Consider the following 18,817-nt stretch of genomic DNA (forward strand, 5'->3'; position numbering starts at 1 on the left):
GGCGACCCTACGTGGGTCGTAGTGTCGAGGGCTGCTGTTCGCCACGCCTTCCCTGACCTCGGACGACCTCCGCGTCATCGACGAGATCGAGGCGCTCCGTACCGAGTTCCGTCGTCGGCTCGCCCAGCCTCGGCGCTGGGAGGGGCAACTCCGCCGGTCGCTCACCGCGGCCGCTGTGCGGGGATCGACCCACATCGAGGGCTACACGATCAGCGCCGAGGACGCCGAGACCCTGATCGCCGGCGGGGACGTCTCTCCTGAGACCGACGAGGCGACCCGTAACGCCGTCACGGGCTACCGCGACGCCCTCACCTACATCCAGCATGCCGCGAACTTCCAGATCTTCTCCTGGGACCACACCCTGCTCTCGGCCCTGCACTTCATGATGGCCCGGGGTGTCGACCGGGAGGTGCGCCCCGGCGAGTACCGCACCAGCGGCGTGGGGGTCTCCGGCGGCCCGAACCGTCCGCCGGTGTACACGGCCCCGGACCCTGGGCAGGTGCCCGAGTTGATGGACGAGCTCGTCCACTGGCTCACCGAAGGGGACCTTGACGCCCCGGCCCTCGTACGGGCCTCCATGGCTCACTTCAACCTGGTCTCCATCCACCCCTGGCGCGACGGCAACGGCCGGATGCCCCGTGCCGTCCACACCCTCGTCCTCGGGCGCGAGGACATCCTCGCCCCCGAGTTCTCCAGCATCGAGGAGTGGCTCGGCGCGGACACGTACAACACCCTTGAGTACTACGGCGCCCTCCGCGATGTCCAAGCCGGCTCTTGGCAGCCGGAGCGCGACGCCGCCTCCTGGATCAGGTTCTGCCTGACCGCCCACCACCTCCAGGCCCAGGAGGTGCAGCGCCGTTTCGAAGCGGCGGCCCGGCTCTGGTTCCGTCTGGAACACCTCGCCGAGCAGCACCGTCTCGGCGAACGCACCGTCTCGGCCCTGTACGCCGCCGCCGAGGGGCACCTGCGGCGCACCACCTACCAGGCCGAGGAATCCCTCACCCGCGACCAGGCCCTCGCCGACCTCCGTACCCTGCGCCGCCTGGACCTCGTCGAGTCCGTCGGCCACGCCCGCACCCAGCGGTACGTCGGCGGCACTGCCCTCCGGAAGATCCGTACCGAGGTCCGTGCGGAGGTCCACGCTGATCTGTACCGCGAGCCCTACCGTCGGCCGTGAGGGGGGTGCCATGAATCAGGTGTGACCTTCCCCGAAGGAGCCACCTGATGAGTACGGCGACGGATCACCGGATCGAGACTGTGGGCTGGGTGTCGCTTGCCGTGGCCGACCGCAGTGTCCAGGGTGCCGACGTGAAGTCGAGAGCAGGGCCACGAAGTCCCAGATCGTGCTGCATGCCACCACCCCTGGCCGGCATGGGCAGACGCCTCTTGCCACCCATGCCCGGGCAGCGGGCCGCGGTGCCGTCATCAGGAACGAGGGGCACTGGGACGGGCTGCCAAAGGATGACAACCGACGGATGGGGCGGCTGCCGTGCGCATCGAGGTCGGCCATCGGCCTCTTTCGGTCCCTGGCGAACTGACCGGCCCCCGCCCCGTCACCGTGAAGCCGACACCGGAGGGCGGTTCAACAAGGCCATCAGCGGCCGATCCTCATCACCCGGGCCCTCCCGGCGGCGGGACTGGGCGGCAACATCGCCTGTGGTTACCTGAGTTGAGCGAGCTGACCAGCAAGCGCATCCGCACCACGGCCGGGCAGCTCGGCGTGCCGCACCTCGCCGAGGCCCCGGGGGGAGTACGTCGCCCGGTCGAAGGAGGCCAAGATGGGTAATCTCGACTTCGGCGACCTGGTCCTGTCCGAAGAGTCACGATCGAGTTCCGGTCCACCCTTGAACGCCAGCGAGACGACGCGGCCGCCAAGGGGCAGGTCGCACGCGAGCAGATCTTCGACGGAATCCTTGCACGCCTCGATGTGCAAGCCAGCTGAGGTGCCGCGTGCCTGGCAGCCTCTACGCGAAGGACAACGCGCCTAGCGGCCACAATTCCTTCCTGGCAGTAGCCGTGCTCTCCTTGACCTATGTGGGGGTTCCTGTCTGCTGTCCTTGCTATGGTCGGGACCTTGCTGGGGTCCGTCGTTGCCTACGTCTTGCAGGCCCGTTCAGCGGAGCGCATTCGACGTGTTCAAGAGAGCGAGCGAATGCGCGAGCTACGGCTGGCCGCCTTCCGCACGTTGGCACAGACCCTCCATAGCCTCCGTCGAGCTGAACTTGATCAATGGTTGAGTCGACAGCAGGACTCCGAGGGGGCTGATGCCACGCGAGCTGATGAACTATCGAGAAGCACCCGCCCGGCTGCATGGGCGGCGCTGGCGGAGCTGCAACTCCTTGTTGACGACTCCGACTTCGTACAGACCGCTCAGAACGCATATCGGACAACCAGAGCCATCCACTGGGCTCAGGACGACGACGACCGTCGCGACCGGGATCACGCTGCACGCGCAGCCATCGATGCCTACCTCGCAGCCGCGGCTCGTCACGTCCGGTGAAACGACGCTCTCTCCGCAAGGGCTCTGGGCCTTGACTTCGAGACCTGCATATTTGAGGGGTGTCGGCCGGGCAGGTCCGCTATGACAACCTGACCCCGGTCATCCGGCGCATCGTGCTCCTTACGTACCTGTGCGTGCTGTTCGTACCACGGACGACCTCGTTGGCATTGCTCTGCACAGCGACCTGTTCGCAACCCGCACCGAGGCCCGGCTGCGGATCGCGACCTGGATCACCGGCTTCTACAACACGCACCGGCTACACAGCGTGTGTGGATATCAGAGTCCGATCGACTACGAACACGACCACCGGGCCAACTCCGCCTTGGAGCTGGCCGCTTAGAAGATCTCCACAGTCCGAGGGGATTGACAACATCTCGGTGCAAGACGTCTGGGACTACCTCGCCCACGACGAATGGCAGATCGCTCTGAGCGTCCTGGAGGAGCTCGGAGACGGGCAAACCGCTGCCCTTGACGTTCTGGGAGCAGCTTGCCGAGGCGGCTGAGTAACTCGGCCTTGAGCGGAGCGCGGCTTGGTGCCACTGGCGGCGTTCCGAGATCCGAAACGGAATGATCCGGGCGGATCTGGCGCTTCGTCCACCCACGGAGGCCCGACGCAAGACACCAATCTCCGGCCACGGTGTTCTGCGACCCATGTGGGACATCGGGAACCTCTCACCCACCGGCGCCGCTTCGGTGAGTATCGCCGGGCTCTGGGTTGAGGACATGCCCGTTCTGGAGCCTGGCGGCCGGGCCACTGTCCGCCTCGTTCCCCTCACTCCCACTCACTGGACGCACGTCAAAACCGGCCAGCAGATCAACATGCACGAAGACCGGACCGTGGCCGGCGGCGCAGTCGTGCTGGAGGTTCACCTCCCCACCCCCGCCATGCCCGCGAGATGATCCAGGCCGTCCCGCCCTCACGCTGGTGCAGATATCTCCGTACTCGGTGGCGCAGTCACAGGAGTACGTCGACAACTGCCCGAGCGCGACCAGTTGACGTTTCCGGGCCCTGGGCGACTCGGTGAGGAAGACTTCGACGTCGTGGATGTAGGTCAGCGCCCAGTCCTGCTTGGGTCTGGATAGTGAGGGGATCACCCAATCGATCACGGGCGTGAAGCCGGCGTCGGAGAAGTTGTTCGCCAGCGTGCACAGATTGCGGTTGCACAGCTCCACCTGCCGCGCCGCCTCGTCGGCAGGTTCACCAAGAGCCCGGACGTGATCGCTGACGATCAGCCTGTTGATGAAGTCGCCGTCCAGCCGGGCGGAGCGTGGCAGGCGCTCGGCGACGAGTCTGGTCACCGTCGACTTCCCGGCCCCGGGTATCCCCGTCACGATCAGGCAGTCCGGAGTCTCCGGAGTGATCACGCCCGCAATCGTGGCAGCGCGCCTGGTGGCGAGCCATCGCATTTTCAAGGCGTGGCCCTCCTGAGTACTCCGCTCCGGCGCCCCGGTTCCCCCTGCCGGATCTCTCAGGATCCGCGAGCGAGAACCACCACCCGATCCGACCCAAACAGCCACTTGGCGATCAAGTGTTCCCGGCACTCACCAGCACGAGCTGCCGCTTCCCACCGACACAATCAGCGCAGTGACTCCAGTCGTGGCTGTCGGTTCGCGATCCGCATGTTTCAGCTGCCCGCCAGGCTTCTCGTGAGCGGGCGTACTGCCGGTTCGAGCAGCGACAATGTCCGCTGCTCCGCGTCGAGGGCCACGCGGATACCGACTGGCATCGGCAGATTCGGGCCGGCGTGTCCGAACTCGACGTTGCCCAGGACCGGGATGTCACGGTCGCCGAGGACATCGAGGACGATCTCGCGCAGGGTCGGGGACGCGTCGGGCGAGTGGAGGCCGTCGATCCCGTCCGGGATGCCCACGACCATGCCGGAGATCCGATCGAGGATGCCGGCGTGTCGCAGTACCTGCAGGTAGCTCCACACATGCGCTGCCAGGCCACCCGCCTCCTCCCAGAACAGCACCGCGCCGTCGAACCCTTCGAGCGGCAGCGCGTAGGACGTCGCCTGGTTCAGCACAATGCGGTTGATCACTCCGCCGATCAGCCGGCCTTCGGTGCGACCGGCACGCCAGCACTCCCACGTCGGGGTGGCGGGCAGCGGGCCGATCGGCTCGGTTCCGGTCAGCAACGTCGAGTAGAGCTCCTCGAGTTCCGCCCTGCGTGCCGCAGTCGCGCGCTGCCAGTGTCCGCCGAGTCCAGGGGTGGCCAGGTCGGAATGGAAGCCGACCAGACCCGTGCGCGCGTAGAACACCAGATGCAGCAGCGAGATGTCGCTGAAACCGAGGATCGGCTTGGGGTCGGCAGTGATCGCCTCGAAGTCGATCAGATCGAGGTATCCGAGCGCCGTCTGGCCGCCGTCATGCGCGATGACCGCGCGTACCTCGGGATCTCGCAGAAGAGCGTTGAGCTCTTCGGCGATCTCCGTCGGCCTAGCCGCGCTCCACCAATGGTGCCGCCCCCCTGCAAGGAGCGGTGCCCGACGCACCCGGAATCCCATCCGCTTGAGCACGACCACCGCCTGCTCGAGGTCGGGCTCGTTGGCGGCATGGAGCGGCCCGGACAGCGCTGCGACAGCGACGAGATCTCCGGGCCTCAGGGCACGAGGCCGAAGCAGTTGAGGCAGCGCAGTAAGAGTCACCGAGGCAGTATCCCGACACCCTCAGTAACACGCGACACATTTACCGGCGTCCATTCACGAAGCCCCTGGCCCAGAACAAGCCGCCCTCCGGGGCCACTTCACGACGCTTGATCTTCCTGAATCGTCCCCAAAACGGGGCCACTTGGAGCCGCCCCGTGTGGAGTCAAATAGCATCACACCAGCCACCGACCGGGGGTGCGGGGCACGGCGCGGCGGCGGCGCACGCCTCCGGCACTGTGCGCGGCCCCGAGCGGATCTCACAGCTGTACTTCGCTCTTCCCGCTGTGCTCGCTGCCGCCGAGCCCGACTCGTTGAAGGCGGCACTGGACGCGGTGTGGCACGCGGTGGGCACGTACGGCGAGCACTACCCAGAGCTGCTGGAGGAAATCCGGTCGGCGTGCGCCGACCAGGTGGGGGAGTGGGCAGACGTGCTGTGCTGCCGGTGCTCCCCAGTAACGGGTGGCTTCGTAGGCGGGTGTGGGCAACGTCTGTCGCTGGTTTCGGGCAGCACTCAACGATCAGAGCGGTCGGAAATATCGATGAGAGCCGACAACAGTGGCGCGTGTCTGCTGTCGTCGGGTGGCCTGTTCCGCCATCGTCTGCCGGTGATCTTCGCTGATACGGTCCGGTCATGCCGCGCCTGGTGGAAGTCCCTGGGTACGTACGTTTCCTGACCGCCTCGGCCGTATCTGCGTTCGGTTCTCAGGTCACAGGGCTGGCGTTGCAGATCCTTACCGCCGTGGCGCTGAGCGCATCCGCTACGGAGGTCGGCATCGTCAACGCCGCCCGCTGGGTTCCGTATCTGCTCTTCGGACTCATAGCCGGCGTCGTGGTGGACCGCTGGCGGCGCAAGCCGATGATGGTCGCCACGGACCTCGGAAGGGCAGTCCTGCTCGGTGCGATACCCGTGCTGTATGCGCTCGATCGGCTCACCATCCCCGCACTGTGCATGTTCGTCTTCGTGTTCGGGGTGCTGTCTTTGCTGTTCGAGGCGGCCAACCAGTCGTACGTGCCACAACTGGTACCCAAAGAGCTGCTCAACGCGGGATACGCCCGTGTGCAACAGGCCGACGCAGTGGCAGGCTCGACCGGCCCCCTGATCGCCGGGACACTGATCAAGATCATGGGAGCGCCGCTTGCCGTGCTGGTCGACGCCCTCACCTATCTGATATCCGGCCTGCTTCTCGCCTCTGTGAAGGCACCCGACCCCGTCCCCGATCGAAGCGCACGGCGCAGCCTGGGCAGAGAACTGCGCGAGGGCGTGGCCTGGGTCTACCGGCATCGCACGCTGGCGTCCATCGCCCTGACCTCGCACGCGATGCTCCTCTTCAACAGCATGGTGAGCACGGTCTTCGTGGTCTTCGCCCTGCACAGCCTCAAGATCGGGGCACTCGGTCTGGGGGTCACCTACGCCTGCGCGAGTGTCGGTGTGATACTCGGCGGTGCGCTCTCCGGGCGCGTGGCCAGAAGACTGGACGTCGGCGCCACCCTGATCGCCTTCCGCCTGCTCGCTGCCATCGGCTGGCTGCCCCTGGTCCTGGCCGAACGTGGATCGTGGGCGCTTGCCTCCGTGTCCCTCGGCTTCTTCCTCGTGTCCCTGGCCATCGGCGCCGAAAGCCCGGTGGAGATGAGTTACCGCCAGGCGGTGACACCCGATCGGCTGCGCGGGCGGATGAACGCGACGATCCGTTCGATGAACTGGGGAATGGTAGCGGTGGGTGCACCACTGGGCGGCGTACTCGCCGACCAGGTCAGCTATCGCTTCGCCTTGTGGATCGGACTGTCCGGAGCAGTCGTCCAGGCACTCGTGCTGGCGTTTTCTCCCACCCGGAGGGCCCGTACTGCCGACGGACTTGATCCCTCGACAGCTGACCTGACACGGCACGGCGCACAAACCGCTACCGGGGAGAGCAAGGACTGATCACCTCGCGGTGACTCTTCGGGCCTGGGCGGCCCTGTGTGGACGGTCACGTAAATGCGTGACCGCTGACAAGCCGCGATTCCTGCAGCACCGCTCGGACTGACCGTCACCGAGGAGGCTTGACCGGGAGCAGCTCTCTCATTCCTTCCGGCGGCCATGGGTTCTCGTGCCAAGCCGCGCTGATCGGGACCAGGGCCTCCCACGACGCCTCGGTGAGGGGCCGGGATGGTCTGTCCCGAGTTCGGTGTACAGCCGACTGCACAGGTGAGATGGGACCTGGTGGAGGCTCTGTCTGATCTTCGCCACACGGGCCGGACCGGCGGTGCGTAGTCGCTGATAGTGGGTGAGAGTTTGCAGAAACGTAGTGGCTTCCTGGGTTGAAGAGGTGAATTCTATTATGGTGATGGCTAGTTGAATGCTCTGGGAGGGTGAGTGGATCGGTCGCCACGGGATGAGGGTGCGATCAATGTGACGACGGCGCGGAACAATCTGTATGCGCTGGTGAAGTCCGCCGAGGAGGAGGGGCGCACCGTGGTGGTCACCAAGCACAGGGTGCGTGCTCTGCTGGCGCCGCTGGACCGGTTCCCGGCGGCCCGTAAGGCCGGTGCTTTCCCGGCCCACGTGCTGAGCGTGGCGCAGCGCGACTTCGGTGATCTTGTCACGCTGGCGGCTCAGGGCCGACCGCAGGTGCTGCTGAGGAACACCACGCCGGTCGCGGTGCTGCTCCCCGCCGACCCCGCTTCAAGTGCTCTCTCGTCCGATATGGCCGCGCAGGGTGCGGCGTCCGCAGGAGGTGCGGTGCACGGGCAAGGTGACCAGGACTCCGGGAGTGCTCCGCGTAGGCTCGCCACGTTGGGCGACGCGATCGGTTCCGTGCTCACCGATGTGCCGGTCGGTGGCCCGTTGTTCGGGCTGCCGGGTCTGGACGCGGCGACGGGTGGTCTGCAGCCGGGCCGGCTGACGCTGGTGGCGGCCGCTCCGAATGTCGGCGGGAGTCTGCTGGGTCTGGCCGCCGCGCGGCAGAGCGCGCTCGTCGAGCGGCGGACGGTCCTGTATGCGGCGTCGGGGCCGAACAGGGACGACATCTTCCGCCGGATCGTCTCCGCCGAGACGGGGGGTGACTACGCGCGCCTGAAGCAGGGCCGCCTGACCGCGCATGAGCAGGAGGTCGCCCGCGCCTTGGTTCAGGCGGGTGACGTGCTGCTCATCGATGACGGCACCCATCTGAGGGCCGAGGACATCGCGGAGACCGTGCCGCACATGGAAGGTCTGGCTCTTGTGGTCGTGGACCGCCTCCAGGCCGCGCACAACGCCCGTCTGCCGCTGTCCGGAGACCGACTGCCGGAGGCCTCCCAGGTCCTGGCCGGCCTCGCGCGTTCCGTACCGGTAGCGGTGCTCGCGGTCGTGGACAGCGACGACCCCGCGCTTCTGGGGCTCCTGGACGCCGATGTCCTGGTGACGCTCACCGCTACCGCGGACCCGGACAAGGTTCAGGTGACGGTCACGGAACGTGATGTCGGCACAATCGGCACGGCGTACCTGCGGCCCGACCTGATCCACGCCCGCTTCCTCGACGCGGGGGCCGCCCCTCTCGGCCGTGCCGAGAGCCCGGCGATCCCGGCGGTCCCGGGGTTCTCGGCGGCCGGGGCGACGGCGGCGCTGGAACTGGCCGAAGCCGCTCTTGCCTACACGTCCGGCGGACACCGGGGGATCCCCGCCGCGCTCACCCGGGAACTGGCGGCATGGCGGAGCGCGGTCGCAGGCGGCGACCAGGAAGCCCTGAAGGAGATCCTGCCGTCGCTGCTGCGGGCCGCCGCGGCGGTAGGGGAGATGCCCGACACCCACGAGGGGTACCGCCTCGCCGCCGCGCTGCGCCCCTACGGCGAGGCCATGTCCGCCGACACCGCCGACACCGCCGCAGGCGCCGGTCAGGCTGCCGCTGACGGTCTGCCCGTTCCTGCCCCGCCGGGCAGCGGACAGACCCGGGTCGACACGGCGGCGGAGGATGAGGAAGGCGACGAGGACGGCCTGGCGCCGGGAGATGAGGAGGACGAGCCCGAGGGCCACGTCTTCCCTGCCCTGAAGATCCTCAAGGACGCGGTCGGCCGCTCGAAGATGCACCCGATCTCCGTCATCCGCACCGAGGAACGTGACAGCGGCCCGTGGCCGCTGATCAGCGAGCACATGGACGGCGAACCCCGCTGGGTCCACCCCGACGTCACTGCCGCCCGCGTGCCCCACGTCAGGGCGAACGGAAAGCGCGTCCGCCGCGACAAGATCGACGTGCCCGGACCGTTCGGCGCGGGCGTGCTGTGCCTGATCGACCGCAACGGCAGCTTCCCCTCCGCGTGTTCGGCCGTTCCCCTCGCCCCGAACAAGCTCCTGCACACCGGCCCGCTCGACGCGTACGACAAGACCCAGGCCGGCATCTATCTCATCGACATCCCGGAATGGACCCGCACCGACATGCCGCACCCGCTGGGGCGGATCATCGACCGGCCCGACGAGCACGGCCGGGTGTGGGTCACCACCCCCCACATCAAACAGCTGGAGAGACTCGTCCGGGAGCGCCATCTCGGCGCCATGCCGGCCATTCACGACTCCTGGACGGGGAAGTACAACGAGTCGCTGTTCAAGCCCTTCTACGAGGCGACCCGTAAGGCACGGACCGAGCTCGTCCAGATCGGCGGCGACCCCTACAAGGCGTACAAGACCCGGCTGTCCATCGCGCTGCGCCTGCTGTGGCCCAAGCGCCCCGCACAGCGGTCCCCGTTCTGGCGGCCGGACTGGCGCATGAGCATGGTCGCCGAGGCATCCGTCCGCCACTGGACTGTCGCGTTCAAGGCCGTCCAGGAAGGGCACACGCTCATCGCGTTGCGCAACGTCGACCAGGCCGTCTTCTGGACTGCGCCCGGCACGCCGCCCGCTACCTACCGGATCGGGACCGGCTTCGGCGAAGTGAAGGCCAAGTTCGTCCAGTCCGGCGAGATCATCCTCGAAGGCGACGACTGATGGCCGGCCCCACAGGCCGCGGCGGCAGCCTGGGCGCCGCCCTGGGCGACCTGCTGCGCTCCCAGGTCACCCCCCGCCACCGGCTGTCGTCGTACACCGCCAAGCACTGGCATGCCCAGCTCAGCCAGCTCACCGCGACCCATCGCGGGCTGCAGGCCCTGGAGGACGCCGGACTCCACGTGACGACCAGGACTCTGGTCAGCTGGCTGTCCGACGCGGAGTACAACGTCCGCCGCAACTACCGCGACGTCATCCACACCGCGTACGAGAACACGGCCATCGTCCCCGCCGGCCCGATCCCCGACCACATCAGGCGGGGCCAGTACGAGATCAGCGGCGTCGTCAAAACCGGGGACGACGAACGTACGCGCGGCACCCTGGGCGCCGCGCCCCTGCGCATCGACGGCAGCCGGGGCAACTGGGACCAGATCGAGGAGCTCTGGCTCGCGGGCGAGCTCACCGACGACGAGTTCGAGGACCACTTCGTCGATGACGTCATCGTCGAGGACATCGGCGAAGGCACCGACGGATGGGAGTTCCCCGGCGTCGCGTACCGCGTCGAAGTCAGGTAGCTGCACGCCCGGAGGGGGCGAACCGACCTCCGCGGCAAGGGAGTTCACCGCATGCGTCACCCTTCCCAACTGCGGAAATGACCGATGATCGCCGTGTACGCGCAGTCGGTCCCGATCGCCGAGCAGCGGAGGCCCTGCTCGGTGAGGGAGCGGGTCAGATGGCCCGCAGGCCGGCCGCGTCGGTTCCAGGTCTCCGCTCGTTCGCCCGGGGGCGGAGGCTGACCGGGCCGCTGTTGCGGTGCGCCGGTCGGGGGTCAGGGGGGTGCGAGGGTGTCGAGCCGGGCGGCGAGGTCGGGGCGGACGGCGGCCAGGTGAGGGCGGGTAGCGGTCAGCGGGGCGATGAGGTGGGCGGGGTCGTCGTGGGCGAGGGCCGCGTGGAGCTCGGTGAGCGGGCGGCGGGCGGCGGGGGGCAGGTCGGTGAGGGCGGTGATCTGGCCGGCGAGGCGGCGCAGGTCGGCCGCGTTGCTGCGGGCCCAGGCGGCGGTGGTGCGGTCGGCGGCGCGGGCCTGTCTAGTGGCCTGGACACGCTGTTCGCCGGTGGTCCCGGCGGGCCCGGGGCGGCCGCGCAAGTAGCGGCGTTCGGCGGCCTGGCGGCTGGCGACGCCGAGGGGGTGGGCGAGATCGGCCCAGCTGGCGCCCGCCTCTCGGGCCGTTTCGATCAGGCCGGTCTCCCATCCGGCGAGCTGCTCGCGTACCTGCCGCAGCAGCGACAAGGACGCCAGGGCCTGTTCCGGACCGGGGGCGGGGGAGGTTGGGGTCTCGTGCAGGGCCTCACGCAGGGCGTTGTCTATGGCGTCAAGGGCCGCCGCGGCGGCAAGGAACGACACCGGGCTGTGGGCGTCGGTACTGGGCGGGGACGGCTGGTTTGCCGCGGTCACGGACACCTCCCTCAGGTTGTCATCAGGTAGACGACATCATGTTTGTCATCCATTGGATGACATGTTACAACGGTGTCAGTGAGGCGCATTGGCAGTAACTGCCTGAACCTGCTGGAGGTGTTTTCACGATGTTGATGCGCACTGACCCCTTCCGTGAACTGGACCGGCTGGCGCAGCAGCTGATGGGCCCGGGCACCTGGTCGAAGCCGTCGGCGATGCCGATGGACGCCTACCGCGAGGGCGACGAGTACGTGGTGGCCTTCGACCTTCCCGGCGTTACCGCGGACGCGATCGACATCGACGTCGAGCGGAACATGCTGACGGTCAAGGCCGAGCGCAGGCCGGTGGCGAAGGCCGACGACGTGCAGATGGAGCTGTCCGAGCGGCCGCTCGGCGTCTTCTCCCGCCAGATCGTGCTGGCCGACGCCCTCGACACCGAGCGCATCAAGGCCGACTACGACGCGGGCGTGCTGACCCTGCGGATCCCGATCGCCGAGCGGGCCAAGCCGCGCAAGATCTCCATCGGCGTCGCAACCGGCAACAAGGAGATCTCCGGCTGACACCGGCCGGACAGGTGCGGAGGGCGGGCATCCGATCTCCCCCTCACCCGCCCTCCGCACTCCGTGGACGGTCCGAAGAACAAGGAGGGGTGGCGGCCGAGATGACTCTGCGACGTGAAGCGTTCCTCGACCACGTGAAGGAACGCGGCGAATACGGCACTGCGGAGGAAGCCGAGCGCGCGGCCCGTGTGGTGCTCGCCCTGCTCGGCGCGCATCTGATCGGCGAGGTCCGTGCCCAGCTCGCTTCACGCCTGCCGGAGGGCTTCGCCCTGATCCTGCTCAACCCGCTGCAGAGCGCGGAACCGCTCTCCCCTGAGCGGTTCGTCCGGGCGACCGCGGCCTGGGTCGAGGGCGCCACCGAGCAGACCGCGACCTGGGACGTCAGCGCCGTGCTGTCCACGGTCGCCGACACGGCCGGCGATGACCTGCTGGGGGAGATCCTGCTCCAGCTCCCCGTCGGCTACGACCTCCTCTTCGGCCGCCCCCAGCCCACCTGACCCATACCTCGGTGCCGCACACCGGCACCCTGCTCTCATGAAAGGCATGCACCGCAGTGATCACCGACGTACGCGCACCGCTTGAGCACCAGCTCTCGTACTCGACGGCATATGAGCAGATGCTGGAGAAGGTCCGCTACGAAGGCGCCTACCCCACCCGTGAGCGAGCCGACGAAGCCGTCCGCCTGGTCCTCTCGGGCCTGGGGCGGCAGCTCACCGGCGACGAACGCGTCGATCTGGCCGCCTGCCTGCCCCTGGAGGCCGCACGTGTCCTGACCGCGCAGATCCCCGACACACAGCCGCTGACCGGATGGGCCTTCGTCAAGGACCTCGCCGCCCGCTCCGGCGCCTCCCTGGCCACTACCCGGTGGGACACCGGCTCCGTCTTCGCGGCCGTCGCCGCCCACGCCGACCCCGACCTCATCACGCGCATCCTGTACCAGCTCCCCACCGGGTACGCGCTGCTGTTCGGCCGCGCCGAACTCACCCCTTCCGCGTAAACGGTCTGTGCCCTTCCAGCGCCAGGGCGGGGTGGAAGGCGGTGCACGGCCCGAGCGCCCCGCAGGAGGGGGCCGCCGCAGCCCCGCAGTGACAGTGGGGGCTGCGGTGGGGCCGGAGCCATGGTGAAGAAGACCCCGGGACGCCGGAGCGTCCCGGGCATCATGTGCGGGCACCAGCCGCGAAGCCACTTGGGCAGTTGCAGGTCTTCGCTGTCTCAGGCTGACGCCGACGGAGCGGATGACGCGGCGACGCGACGGTATTCGGCGTTGATGCGCGGGGCTTCGTCGAGCTGGTCTTCGAGGATGACGATCCGGCAGGCGGACTCGATCGGGGTCCCGCGGTCGACGAGCTGTCGGACGTGCGGTGTTCAGCGTCAGGTGGGTCAGCGGCAGGAGGTGGGGGCGGCGCAGCCAAAGGCCGGGTCCGGGCAGGAACAGGGCGAGGAGATAGGCGAGAACCACGGCACGGCCGAGCCGGTGCCGCAGCCAGAACGCGGCGCGGGTGTGCATCGGCCCATCGTGATCAGGCCGGACGCTCTGCTCGCGGTCGTCCTTGTCGTGCAGTTCCGTACGACCACCTACCGCGCGGGCGTCTACTGGCACGCCGTCGCCCTGATCAGCGTGGTCGGCACGCTGATCAGTGACAACCTCACCGGCAACATGGGCGTGCCGCGCGCTCCTCCTCGTGGTCGTCTTCGTCGTCTGGTACCGGCGTGAGCGGACCCTGTCCATCCACAGCATCGACACGAGCAGCCGTGAATCGTTCTACTGGCTGGCCGTACTGTTCACGTTCGCCCTCGGGACCACGGCCGGCGACCTGGTCTCCGAGCGCATGGACCTCGGCTACTGGCTCGCGGCCGTCCTGTTCGCCCTGGCCATCGGCGCCGTCGCGGTCGCGCACTTCGCCCTGGGCCTGGACGCCGTCTGGAGCTTCTGGATCGTCTACGTCCTCACCCGCCCGCTCGGGGCCTCGATCGGCGACTACCTCTCCCAGCAGACCGGCGACGGCGGAATCGGTCTGGGCACCGTCGTCACCAGCGCGCTGTTCCTCGCGGTCATCCTCGGCCTGGTCGTCTACCTGCCTGTGACGCGCAAAGACGTCGCGGACCCTGGGCGCGTGGCTCGGCAGACGACCTGAACGGCTCGCGACGCGTTCAAGCCATGCGTGTTACACCACGTAACTGTCATGCGCAGCCGCCCCACGACAAGTGGGCCGCTCCGGGCGGTCATCGGCTCGGCCCGGCTCGGAGGCGGTGAGCGCGCCACCGCCTCCGCCTCCTGCGGCGCGGGTGTCAGTCGCCCGGGTCCGTGAGGCTGCTGACGGTTCCCCGGATGGTCGGGCGGCGGTACAACTCCTTCAGCCGCAGCGACGGCAGGCCCCGCGCGCGCAGGGCTGCGCCTATGCGGACGGCGAACAGGGAGTTGCCTCCCAGGTCGAAGAAGTCGTCGTCCAGGCCGACCGGTACGCCGAGCACCTCGCTCCAGATCTCCCGCAACCGTTCGCTGAGGTCGGCGTCGCCCGTGACGGGCACGGTGTCCTGGGCCGGCGTGCGGGGCACGGTGGGTGCGGGGAGCTTTGCCGTGTCGAGCTTGCCGTTGGCCGTCAACGGGAGCGTGTCCAGGGAGGTGACCGTGGTGGGCAGCATGTGGTCGGGCAGGATGCCCGCCGCCCGCTTGCGGACGGCGCCCGGATCGCCCCCGGCCGACAGGACGACGTACGCGTCGATCCGGGCTGTGGCGGCGTCGGACGGATCGACGCGGCGTACGACGACGGCCGCCGTGCGCACGTCCGGGTCCTCCAGCAGGACCGAGCGGATCTCGTCCAGCTCGATGCGGAAGCCACGGATCTTCACCTGGTTGTCCATGCGCCCGAGGTGTTCGAGACAGCCGTCGGGGCGCAGGCGTCCCAGATCGCCGCTGCGGTACATGGTGCCGCCGGTGAACGGGTCCGGTACGAACCGCTGCGCGGTCAGGTCCGGTCGGCCGAGATAGCCGAGCGCGACTCCGGCGCCGCCGACGCAGATCTCGCCGATCACTCCGGGCGGCAACAGGCGTCCGGCCGGATCCGTCACGTACAGGTGCCAGCCGGGCAGGGCGGGTCCCACGGAGCGGGTGGCGGCCAGGGCGAGTTTCCGGGTGACGGTCTGCTCGGTGACGTGGACGGTGGTTTCCGTGATGCCGAACATGTTCACCATGCGGCAGGCCGACTCGGGGTGCCGGTCGAACCAGGGCAGCAGCATCCGCGCGTCCAGGGGCTCACCGCCGAAGACGACGAGCCGGACGGACACGTCGCTGTGGTCGACGCCCAGGAGCTGGGCGAAGGCCGACGGGGTCTGGCTGAGCACGGTGACCTTCTCGGTGACGAGCAGGTCGCGGAAGCGGTCGGGTTCGCGGGAGACGAAGTACGGCACCATGACCAGCCGCCCGCCCGTCACGAGGCAGCCCCAGATCTCCCACACCGACAGGTCGAAGGCGCTGGAGTGGAACCAGGTCCACACGTCCGAGGCGCCGAACCCGTACTCGACGCGGGTCGCGTCGATCAGGGCGATCACATTGCTGTGCGGCACGACGACACCCTTGGGACGGCCGGTGGAGCCGGAGGTGTAGATGACGTAGGCGGCGGTGTCCGGGGAGGGGAACGGGAGAGCGGCGTCGTCCGTCCCGGAAGGTGCGGCGTCCAGCAGCTCGTCCGGGGTCAGCGCCACACAGCCCGGCACCGCCGGGAACTCCGGCAGCCGGGTGACCACCACCCCCAGCTCGGCGTCCTGCGCCGTGTGGGCGATCCGGTCCTTCGGGTAGGCGGGGTCGACGGGGACGTAGGTCGCGCCAGCCTTCAGCACGGCGAGCAGGACGACGACGAGTTCGGCGGAGCGCTCCAGGCACACGCCCACCCGGTCGCCGCCGACGACTCCACGGGCTCGCATGCCGCGGGCCAACAGGTCGGCCCGCTCCTCGAGTTCGCGATAGGTCAGGCCCGCCGCCCCCTCGGTCACGGCGATGTCGTCGGGTGTCGCGGCCGCTGCGCGGGCGACCGCCTCGGGGATGCTCACCTCCGTGGTCGCCAGGGTGCGGGTCGGCCGGCCGAGCGCCGCAGTGCGGGCGCGTTCGGCCTCGTCGAGGAGCTCGACGTCGTCGAGCGGGGTCTGCGGGGAGCGCAGGACCTGCCCGTGTACGTGGGCGAGGTGCCGTACGAACTGCGCGGCGATCTCCGGGGAGAAGTGGCTGCCCAGGTGGTCGCAGCGCAGCCGTAGGCCACCGGCGTCCCGGAAGACCGAGAGGGTGAGCGGGAACGGAGGTGCCAGGCAGGGCACGTACGCGCCCGGCAGCTCTGCGTCGTCGAAGAGCAGGCCGACGAGTGCGGGCCCATCGGCGGCGATGGGCTTCAGCTCACCGAGTGTGGGTGCCTCCCGTATGGCGAAAAAGCCGTGGTCCGTGCCGACGACCGGCGCGGTCTCGGGGTCGTAGCGGCGCAGAGTGACGGCGAGGGCCGCGAGCCAGCTCGCCTCGTCGCCCCCCTCGTCCAGGGAGAGCAGGTGAGGGAGGGTGTGGCCGTCGTGGCCGAGCCCCCACGCGGGGGCGGGAGCGAGCGCGGGTCCCTCGGGGGCCGGGCGGCGGGTGTGCGCATCGCCGGATCCGCCGGATTCGGCGGACTCCACGGCCTCGCCGGCCGCCAGACGGGCGAGGGCCGTGCGGTCCCACCGGTCGCGCGGGGCCACCACGATCAGGTCGCACGGGCCGTCGGCGTAACGCAGCAGGACCCTGCGTGGTCCGGAGGCGGGCCGGGCGAGTTCGACGGCGCGGCGCCGCTCGGCGAGCGCGTCCGCCGCCGGCACGGGTACGTCCTCCGTCCACAGCCCCGCAGGGGCCGCCGAGTCCGGGGAACGGTCCGAACGCACGCGTACCGCATGGCAGCGCGCCGCGGGGAGGAGAGAGCCTGGCACGAGGGGTACTCCTTGTTGTTCAGGGGTGTCGAGGTTGTCCGGAGGAGGCCGGAACGGCGTGCGCACCGCTCAGCGGATGCTGAAGCCGCCGTCCACGGTGAGAACCGAGCCGGTGATCTGCCGGGACTCGTCGGAGGCGAGGAAGACGATCGCGGCGGCGACGTCCTCGGGTTCGATCAGCGCGTTCATGGGCTGGGCCTCGACAAAGGTCTTCTCGTGCTCGTCGACGGGCACCTCCAGCGCACGGGCGATCTCGGCGAGCATCCGGCCCTCGCCCGAGGCGTCGTCGCGCACCGATCCCGGGCAGACGGCGTTCACACGGACCTTGGTCGGCGCGTAGTCGAGGGCGGCGGCCTTGGTGAGGCCGACGACGGCGTGCTTGGCGGCGACGTATCCGGCGAAGTGGCGGTAGCCGACGAGACCGGCGGTGGAGGCGACGTTGACGATGCTGCCGCCGCGCCGGGCGCTCATCGCCTTGCCGACCTCGCGGATCACCCGCCAGGCCCCGGAGAGGTCCACGTCGATCATCAGGGACCACTCGTCCTCGTCGATCTCGTGCACCGGCTTGCCGGAGGGCGCCGCGATGCCCGCGTTGTTGACGGCGACGTCGATCCGGCCGAACCGGTCCTCGGCCCGCGCCACGGCCTCCCGTACGGCGAGCAGGTCGCGGATGTCGGTCTCGACGGTGAGGACGGCGGCGCCCGCCTCGCGGCACAGTGCGGCGGTGTGCTCCAACTGGCTCGTGGTGCCCAGCGGGTAGGGCACGCCGGGCAGGTCGGCGCAGATGTCCAGCAGTGTGAGGTCGGCGCCCTCGGCCGCGCAGGCGACCGCGGCGGCCCGACCGAGCCCGCGGGCAGCGCCGGTGACCAGGACCGACTTGCCGTGCAAACGCATCGGATGCTCCTTGGGAGAGTCGTGAGAGTCGTGAGAGTCGTGAGAGTCGTGAGAGTCGTGAGAGTCGTGAGAGTCGTGTTGAGGAGGGGAGAGGGGGCTACAGCACCGACGAGACGATCAGGCGGACCAGCGAGGGGGAGGAGTCGGCCAGGTACATGTGGCCGCCGGGGAACTCGACATGCTCGAAGTCCTGGCCGGCGGCCTTGCTCCAGGCCTCGGCGTCGTCGTAGTCGACCAGGTCGTCGTCCTCGCCCCGGATGACGGTGAGCGGTGCCTCCAGCGGAAGGTCGGTGCTGGGCGTGTAGGCCTCGTGCATCTCGACGTCCGCGCGCAGGGTGGGCAGGATCATGGCGCGCATCTCCGGGTCGTCGAGCGCGGGATGGTGATAGCCCGCGAACTCGCCGACGCGGGAGAGGAAGTCCTCGTCGGAGAGGCCGGTGGCGTGCTGTTCGCGTCCACTGGAGGGTTCCGGGGATCCGCTGACGAACAGGTGGACGAGCTCGATGCCGGGTTCGGCGTCCAGCCGGTGGGCGAGTTCGTAGGCGAGCACGGCACCGAGGCTGTGCCCGAACAGGACGACTCGATGGCCGTCGCCGTCGCCGAGCCGTTCCTTCAGCTGGGCCAGGAGTCCGTCCGCGGCCGTCTGCACATCACGGTAGGGCTCCTCGTCGATCAGCCTTTCCCGGCCGGGCAGTTGCAGCGCCACGATCTCCAGCGAGTCCCCGGCGAGGGCCGTCCAGGGGCGGTAGAACGAGGCGCCCGCTCCGGCGTACGGCAGGCAGATCAGCTTGGTCGTGTCAGGGGTGGTCATGAGTGTGGGTGTCTCCTTGTTGGTCGTGTGCGCTCTGGGGGCGCGGGAGGGTTCGCGGGTCGGGGCCGGAGGCGAGCAGGCCG

Annotated in this window: 14 protein-coding genes and 2 pseudogenes; 9 read left to right on the forward strand and 7 right to left on the reverse strand. The window is 69.3% G+C overall.

From position 1 onward, the window contains the following. The first annotated feature begins 175 nt into the window (after positions 1–175). Positions 176–1,177, forward strand: coding sequence for a Fic family protein (locus OG595_RS44135; protein ID WP_329282372.1), 1,002 nt, complete (start codon positions 176–178; stop codon positions 1,175–1,177). A gap of 1,453 nt (positions 1,178–2,630) precedes the next feature. Then, positions 2,631–2,840: a hypothetical protein gene (locus OG595_RS44145; protein WP_329283666.1), complete on the forward strand. Its 210-nt coding sequence runs from the start codon at positions 2,631–2,633 to the stop codon at positions 2,838–2,840. Positions 2,841–3,172: 332 nt separating this feature from the next. On the opposite strand, the gene OG595_RS45555 is transcribed toward OG595_RS44145, so the two are convergent. Next, positions 3,173–3,799: a hypothetical protein gene (locus OG595_RS45555; protein ID WP_443073312.1), complete on the reverse strand. Its 627-nt coding sequence runs from the start codon at positions 3,797–3,799 to the stop codon at positions 3,173–3,175. Positions 3,800–4,125: 326 nt separating this feature from the next. Further along, on the reverse strand, positions 4,126–5,148 hold the full coding sequence (locus tag OG595_RS44155; RefSeq protein ID WP_329282374.1) for a S66 peptidase family protein: 1,023 nt from the start codon (positions 5,146–5,148) through the stop codon (positions 4,126–4,128). A 631-nt stretch (positions 5,149–5,779) separates the two neighbouring features. Here OG595_RS44155 and OG595_RS44160 point away from each other — a divergent pair. The 3 genes from OG595_RS44160 to OG595_RS44170 all read left to right on the forward strand — a co-directional run bounded on the left by OG595_RS44160 (position 5,780) and on the right by OG595_RS44170 (position 10,653). Further along, on the forward strand, positions 5,780–7,069 hold the full coding sequence (locus tag OG595_RS44160; protein ID WP_329282376.1) for an MFS transporter: 1,290 nt from the start codon (positions 5,780–5,782) through the stop codon (positions 7,067–7,069). A 468-nt stretch (positions 7,070–7,537) separates the two neighbouring features. Beyond that, positions 7,538–10,081 (forward strand): DnaB-like helicase C-terminal domain-containing protein, encoded by a 2,544-nt coding sequence (locus OG595_RS44165; protein WP_329282379.1) that lies wholly within the window; start codon positions 7,538–7,540, stop codon positions 10,079–10,081. Further along, positions 10,081–10,653 (forward strand): hypothetical protein, encoded by a 573-nt coding sequence (locus tag OG595_RS44170; RefSeq protein WP_329282381.1) that lies wholly within the window; start codon positions 10,081–10,083, stop codon positions 10,651–10,653. Before OG595_RS44165 ends, OG595_RS44170 begins: the two co-directional genes overlap by 1 nt. Before the next feature lie 254 nt (positions 10,654–10,907). Here OG595_RS44170 and OG595_RS44175 read toward each other — a convergent pair whose 3' ends face one another. Further along, positions 10,908–11,531 carry a type III effector protein gene (locus tag OG595_RS44175; RefSeq protein WP_329282383.1) on the reverse strand — a complete coding sequence of 208 codons (624 nt, stop codon included), beginning with the start codon at positions 11,529–11,531 and terminating at the stop codon, positions 10,908–10,910. Positions 11,532–11,659: 128 nt separating this feature from the next. On the opposite strand from OG595_RS44175, the gene OG595_RS44180 reads away from it, so the two are divergent. The 3 genes from OG595_RS44180 (at position 11,660) to OG595_RS44190 (ending at position 13,088) form a co-directional block, all read left to right on the forward strand. Next, on the forward strand, positions 11,660–12,091 hold the full coding sequence (locus OG595_RS44180) for an Hsp20/alpha crystallin family protein (RefSeq protein ID WP_329282385.1): 432 nt from the start codon (positions 11,660–11,662) through the stop codon (positions 12,089–12,091). Between the two features lie 101 nt (positions 12,092–12,192). After that, a complete protein-coding gene (locus OG595_RS44185) occupies positions 12,193–12,588 on the forward strand; it encodes a DUF2267 domain-containing protein (RefSeq protein ID WP_329282387.1) in 396 nt (131 codons plus the stop codon). 56 nt (positions 12,589–12,644) lie between these two features. Beyond that, the gene (locus OG595_RS44190; RefSeq protein ID WP_329282389.1) at positions 12,645–13,088 is read left to right on the forward strand and encodes a DUF2267 domain-containing protein; all 444 of its coding nucleotides are present in this window, start codon (positions 12,645–12,647) and stop codon (positions 13,086–13,088) included. Between the two features lie 215 nt (positions 13,089–13,303). Here OG595_RS44190 and OG595_RS44195 read toward each other — a convergent pair. After that, a pseudogene (locus tag OG595_RS44195) lies at positions 13,304–13,444 on the reverse strand (MerR family transcriptional regulator); the annotation flags it as partial. 178 nt (positions 13,445–13,622) lie between these two features. Here OG595_RS44195 and OG595_RS44200 point away from each other — a divergent pair. Further along, positions 13,623–14,226, forward strand: a pseudogene (locus tag OG595_RS44200) (COG4705 family protein); the annotation flags it as partial. Positions 14,227–14,380: 154 nt separating this feature from the next. On the opposite strand, the gene OG595_RS44205 reads toward OG595_RS44200, so the two are convergent. The 3 genes from OG595_RS44205 to OG595_RS44215 all read right to left on the reverse strand — a co-directional run bounded on the left by OG595_RS44205 (position 14,381) and on the right by OG595_RS44215 (position 18,734). Continuing rightward, on the reverse strand, positions 14,381–17,029 hold the full coding sequence (locus tag OG595_RS44205; RefSeq protein WP_329282391.1) for a non-ribosomal peptide synthetase: 2,649 nt from the start codon (positions 17,027–17,029) through the stop codon (positions 14,381–14,383). Between the two features lie 69 nt (positions 17,030–17,098). After that, the gene (locus OG595_RS44210; RefSeq protein ID WP_329282393.1) at positions 17,099–17,923 is read right to left on the reverse strand and encodes an SDR family oxidoreductase; all 825 of its coding nucleotides are present in this window, start codon (positions 17,921–17,923) and stop codon (positions 17,099–17,101) included. A gap of 97 nt (positions 17,924–18,020) precedes the next feature. Next, positions 18,021–18,734: a thioesterase II family protein gene (locus OG595_RS44215; RefSeq protein WP_329282395.1), complete on the reverse strand. Its 714-nt coding sequence runs from the start codon at positions 18,732–18,734 to the stop codon at positions 18,021–18,023. Positions 18,735–18,817 lie beyond the last annotated feature (83 nt).

The sequence above is a fragment of the Streptomyces sp. NBC_01451 genome (genome assembly GCF_036227485.1).
Lineage (GTDB): Bacteria > Actinomycetota > Actinomycetes > Streptomycetales > Streptomycetaceae > Streptomyces.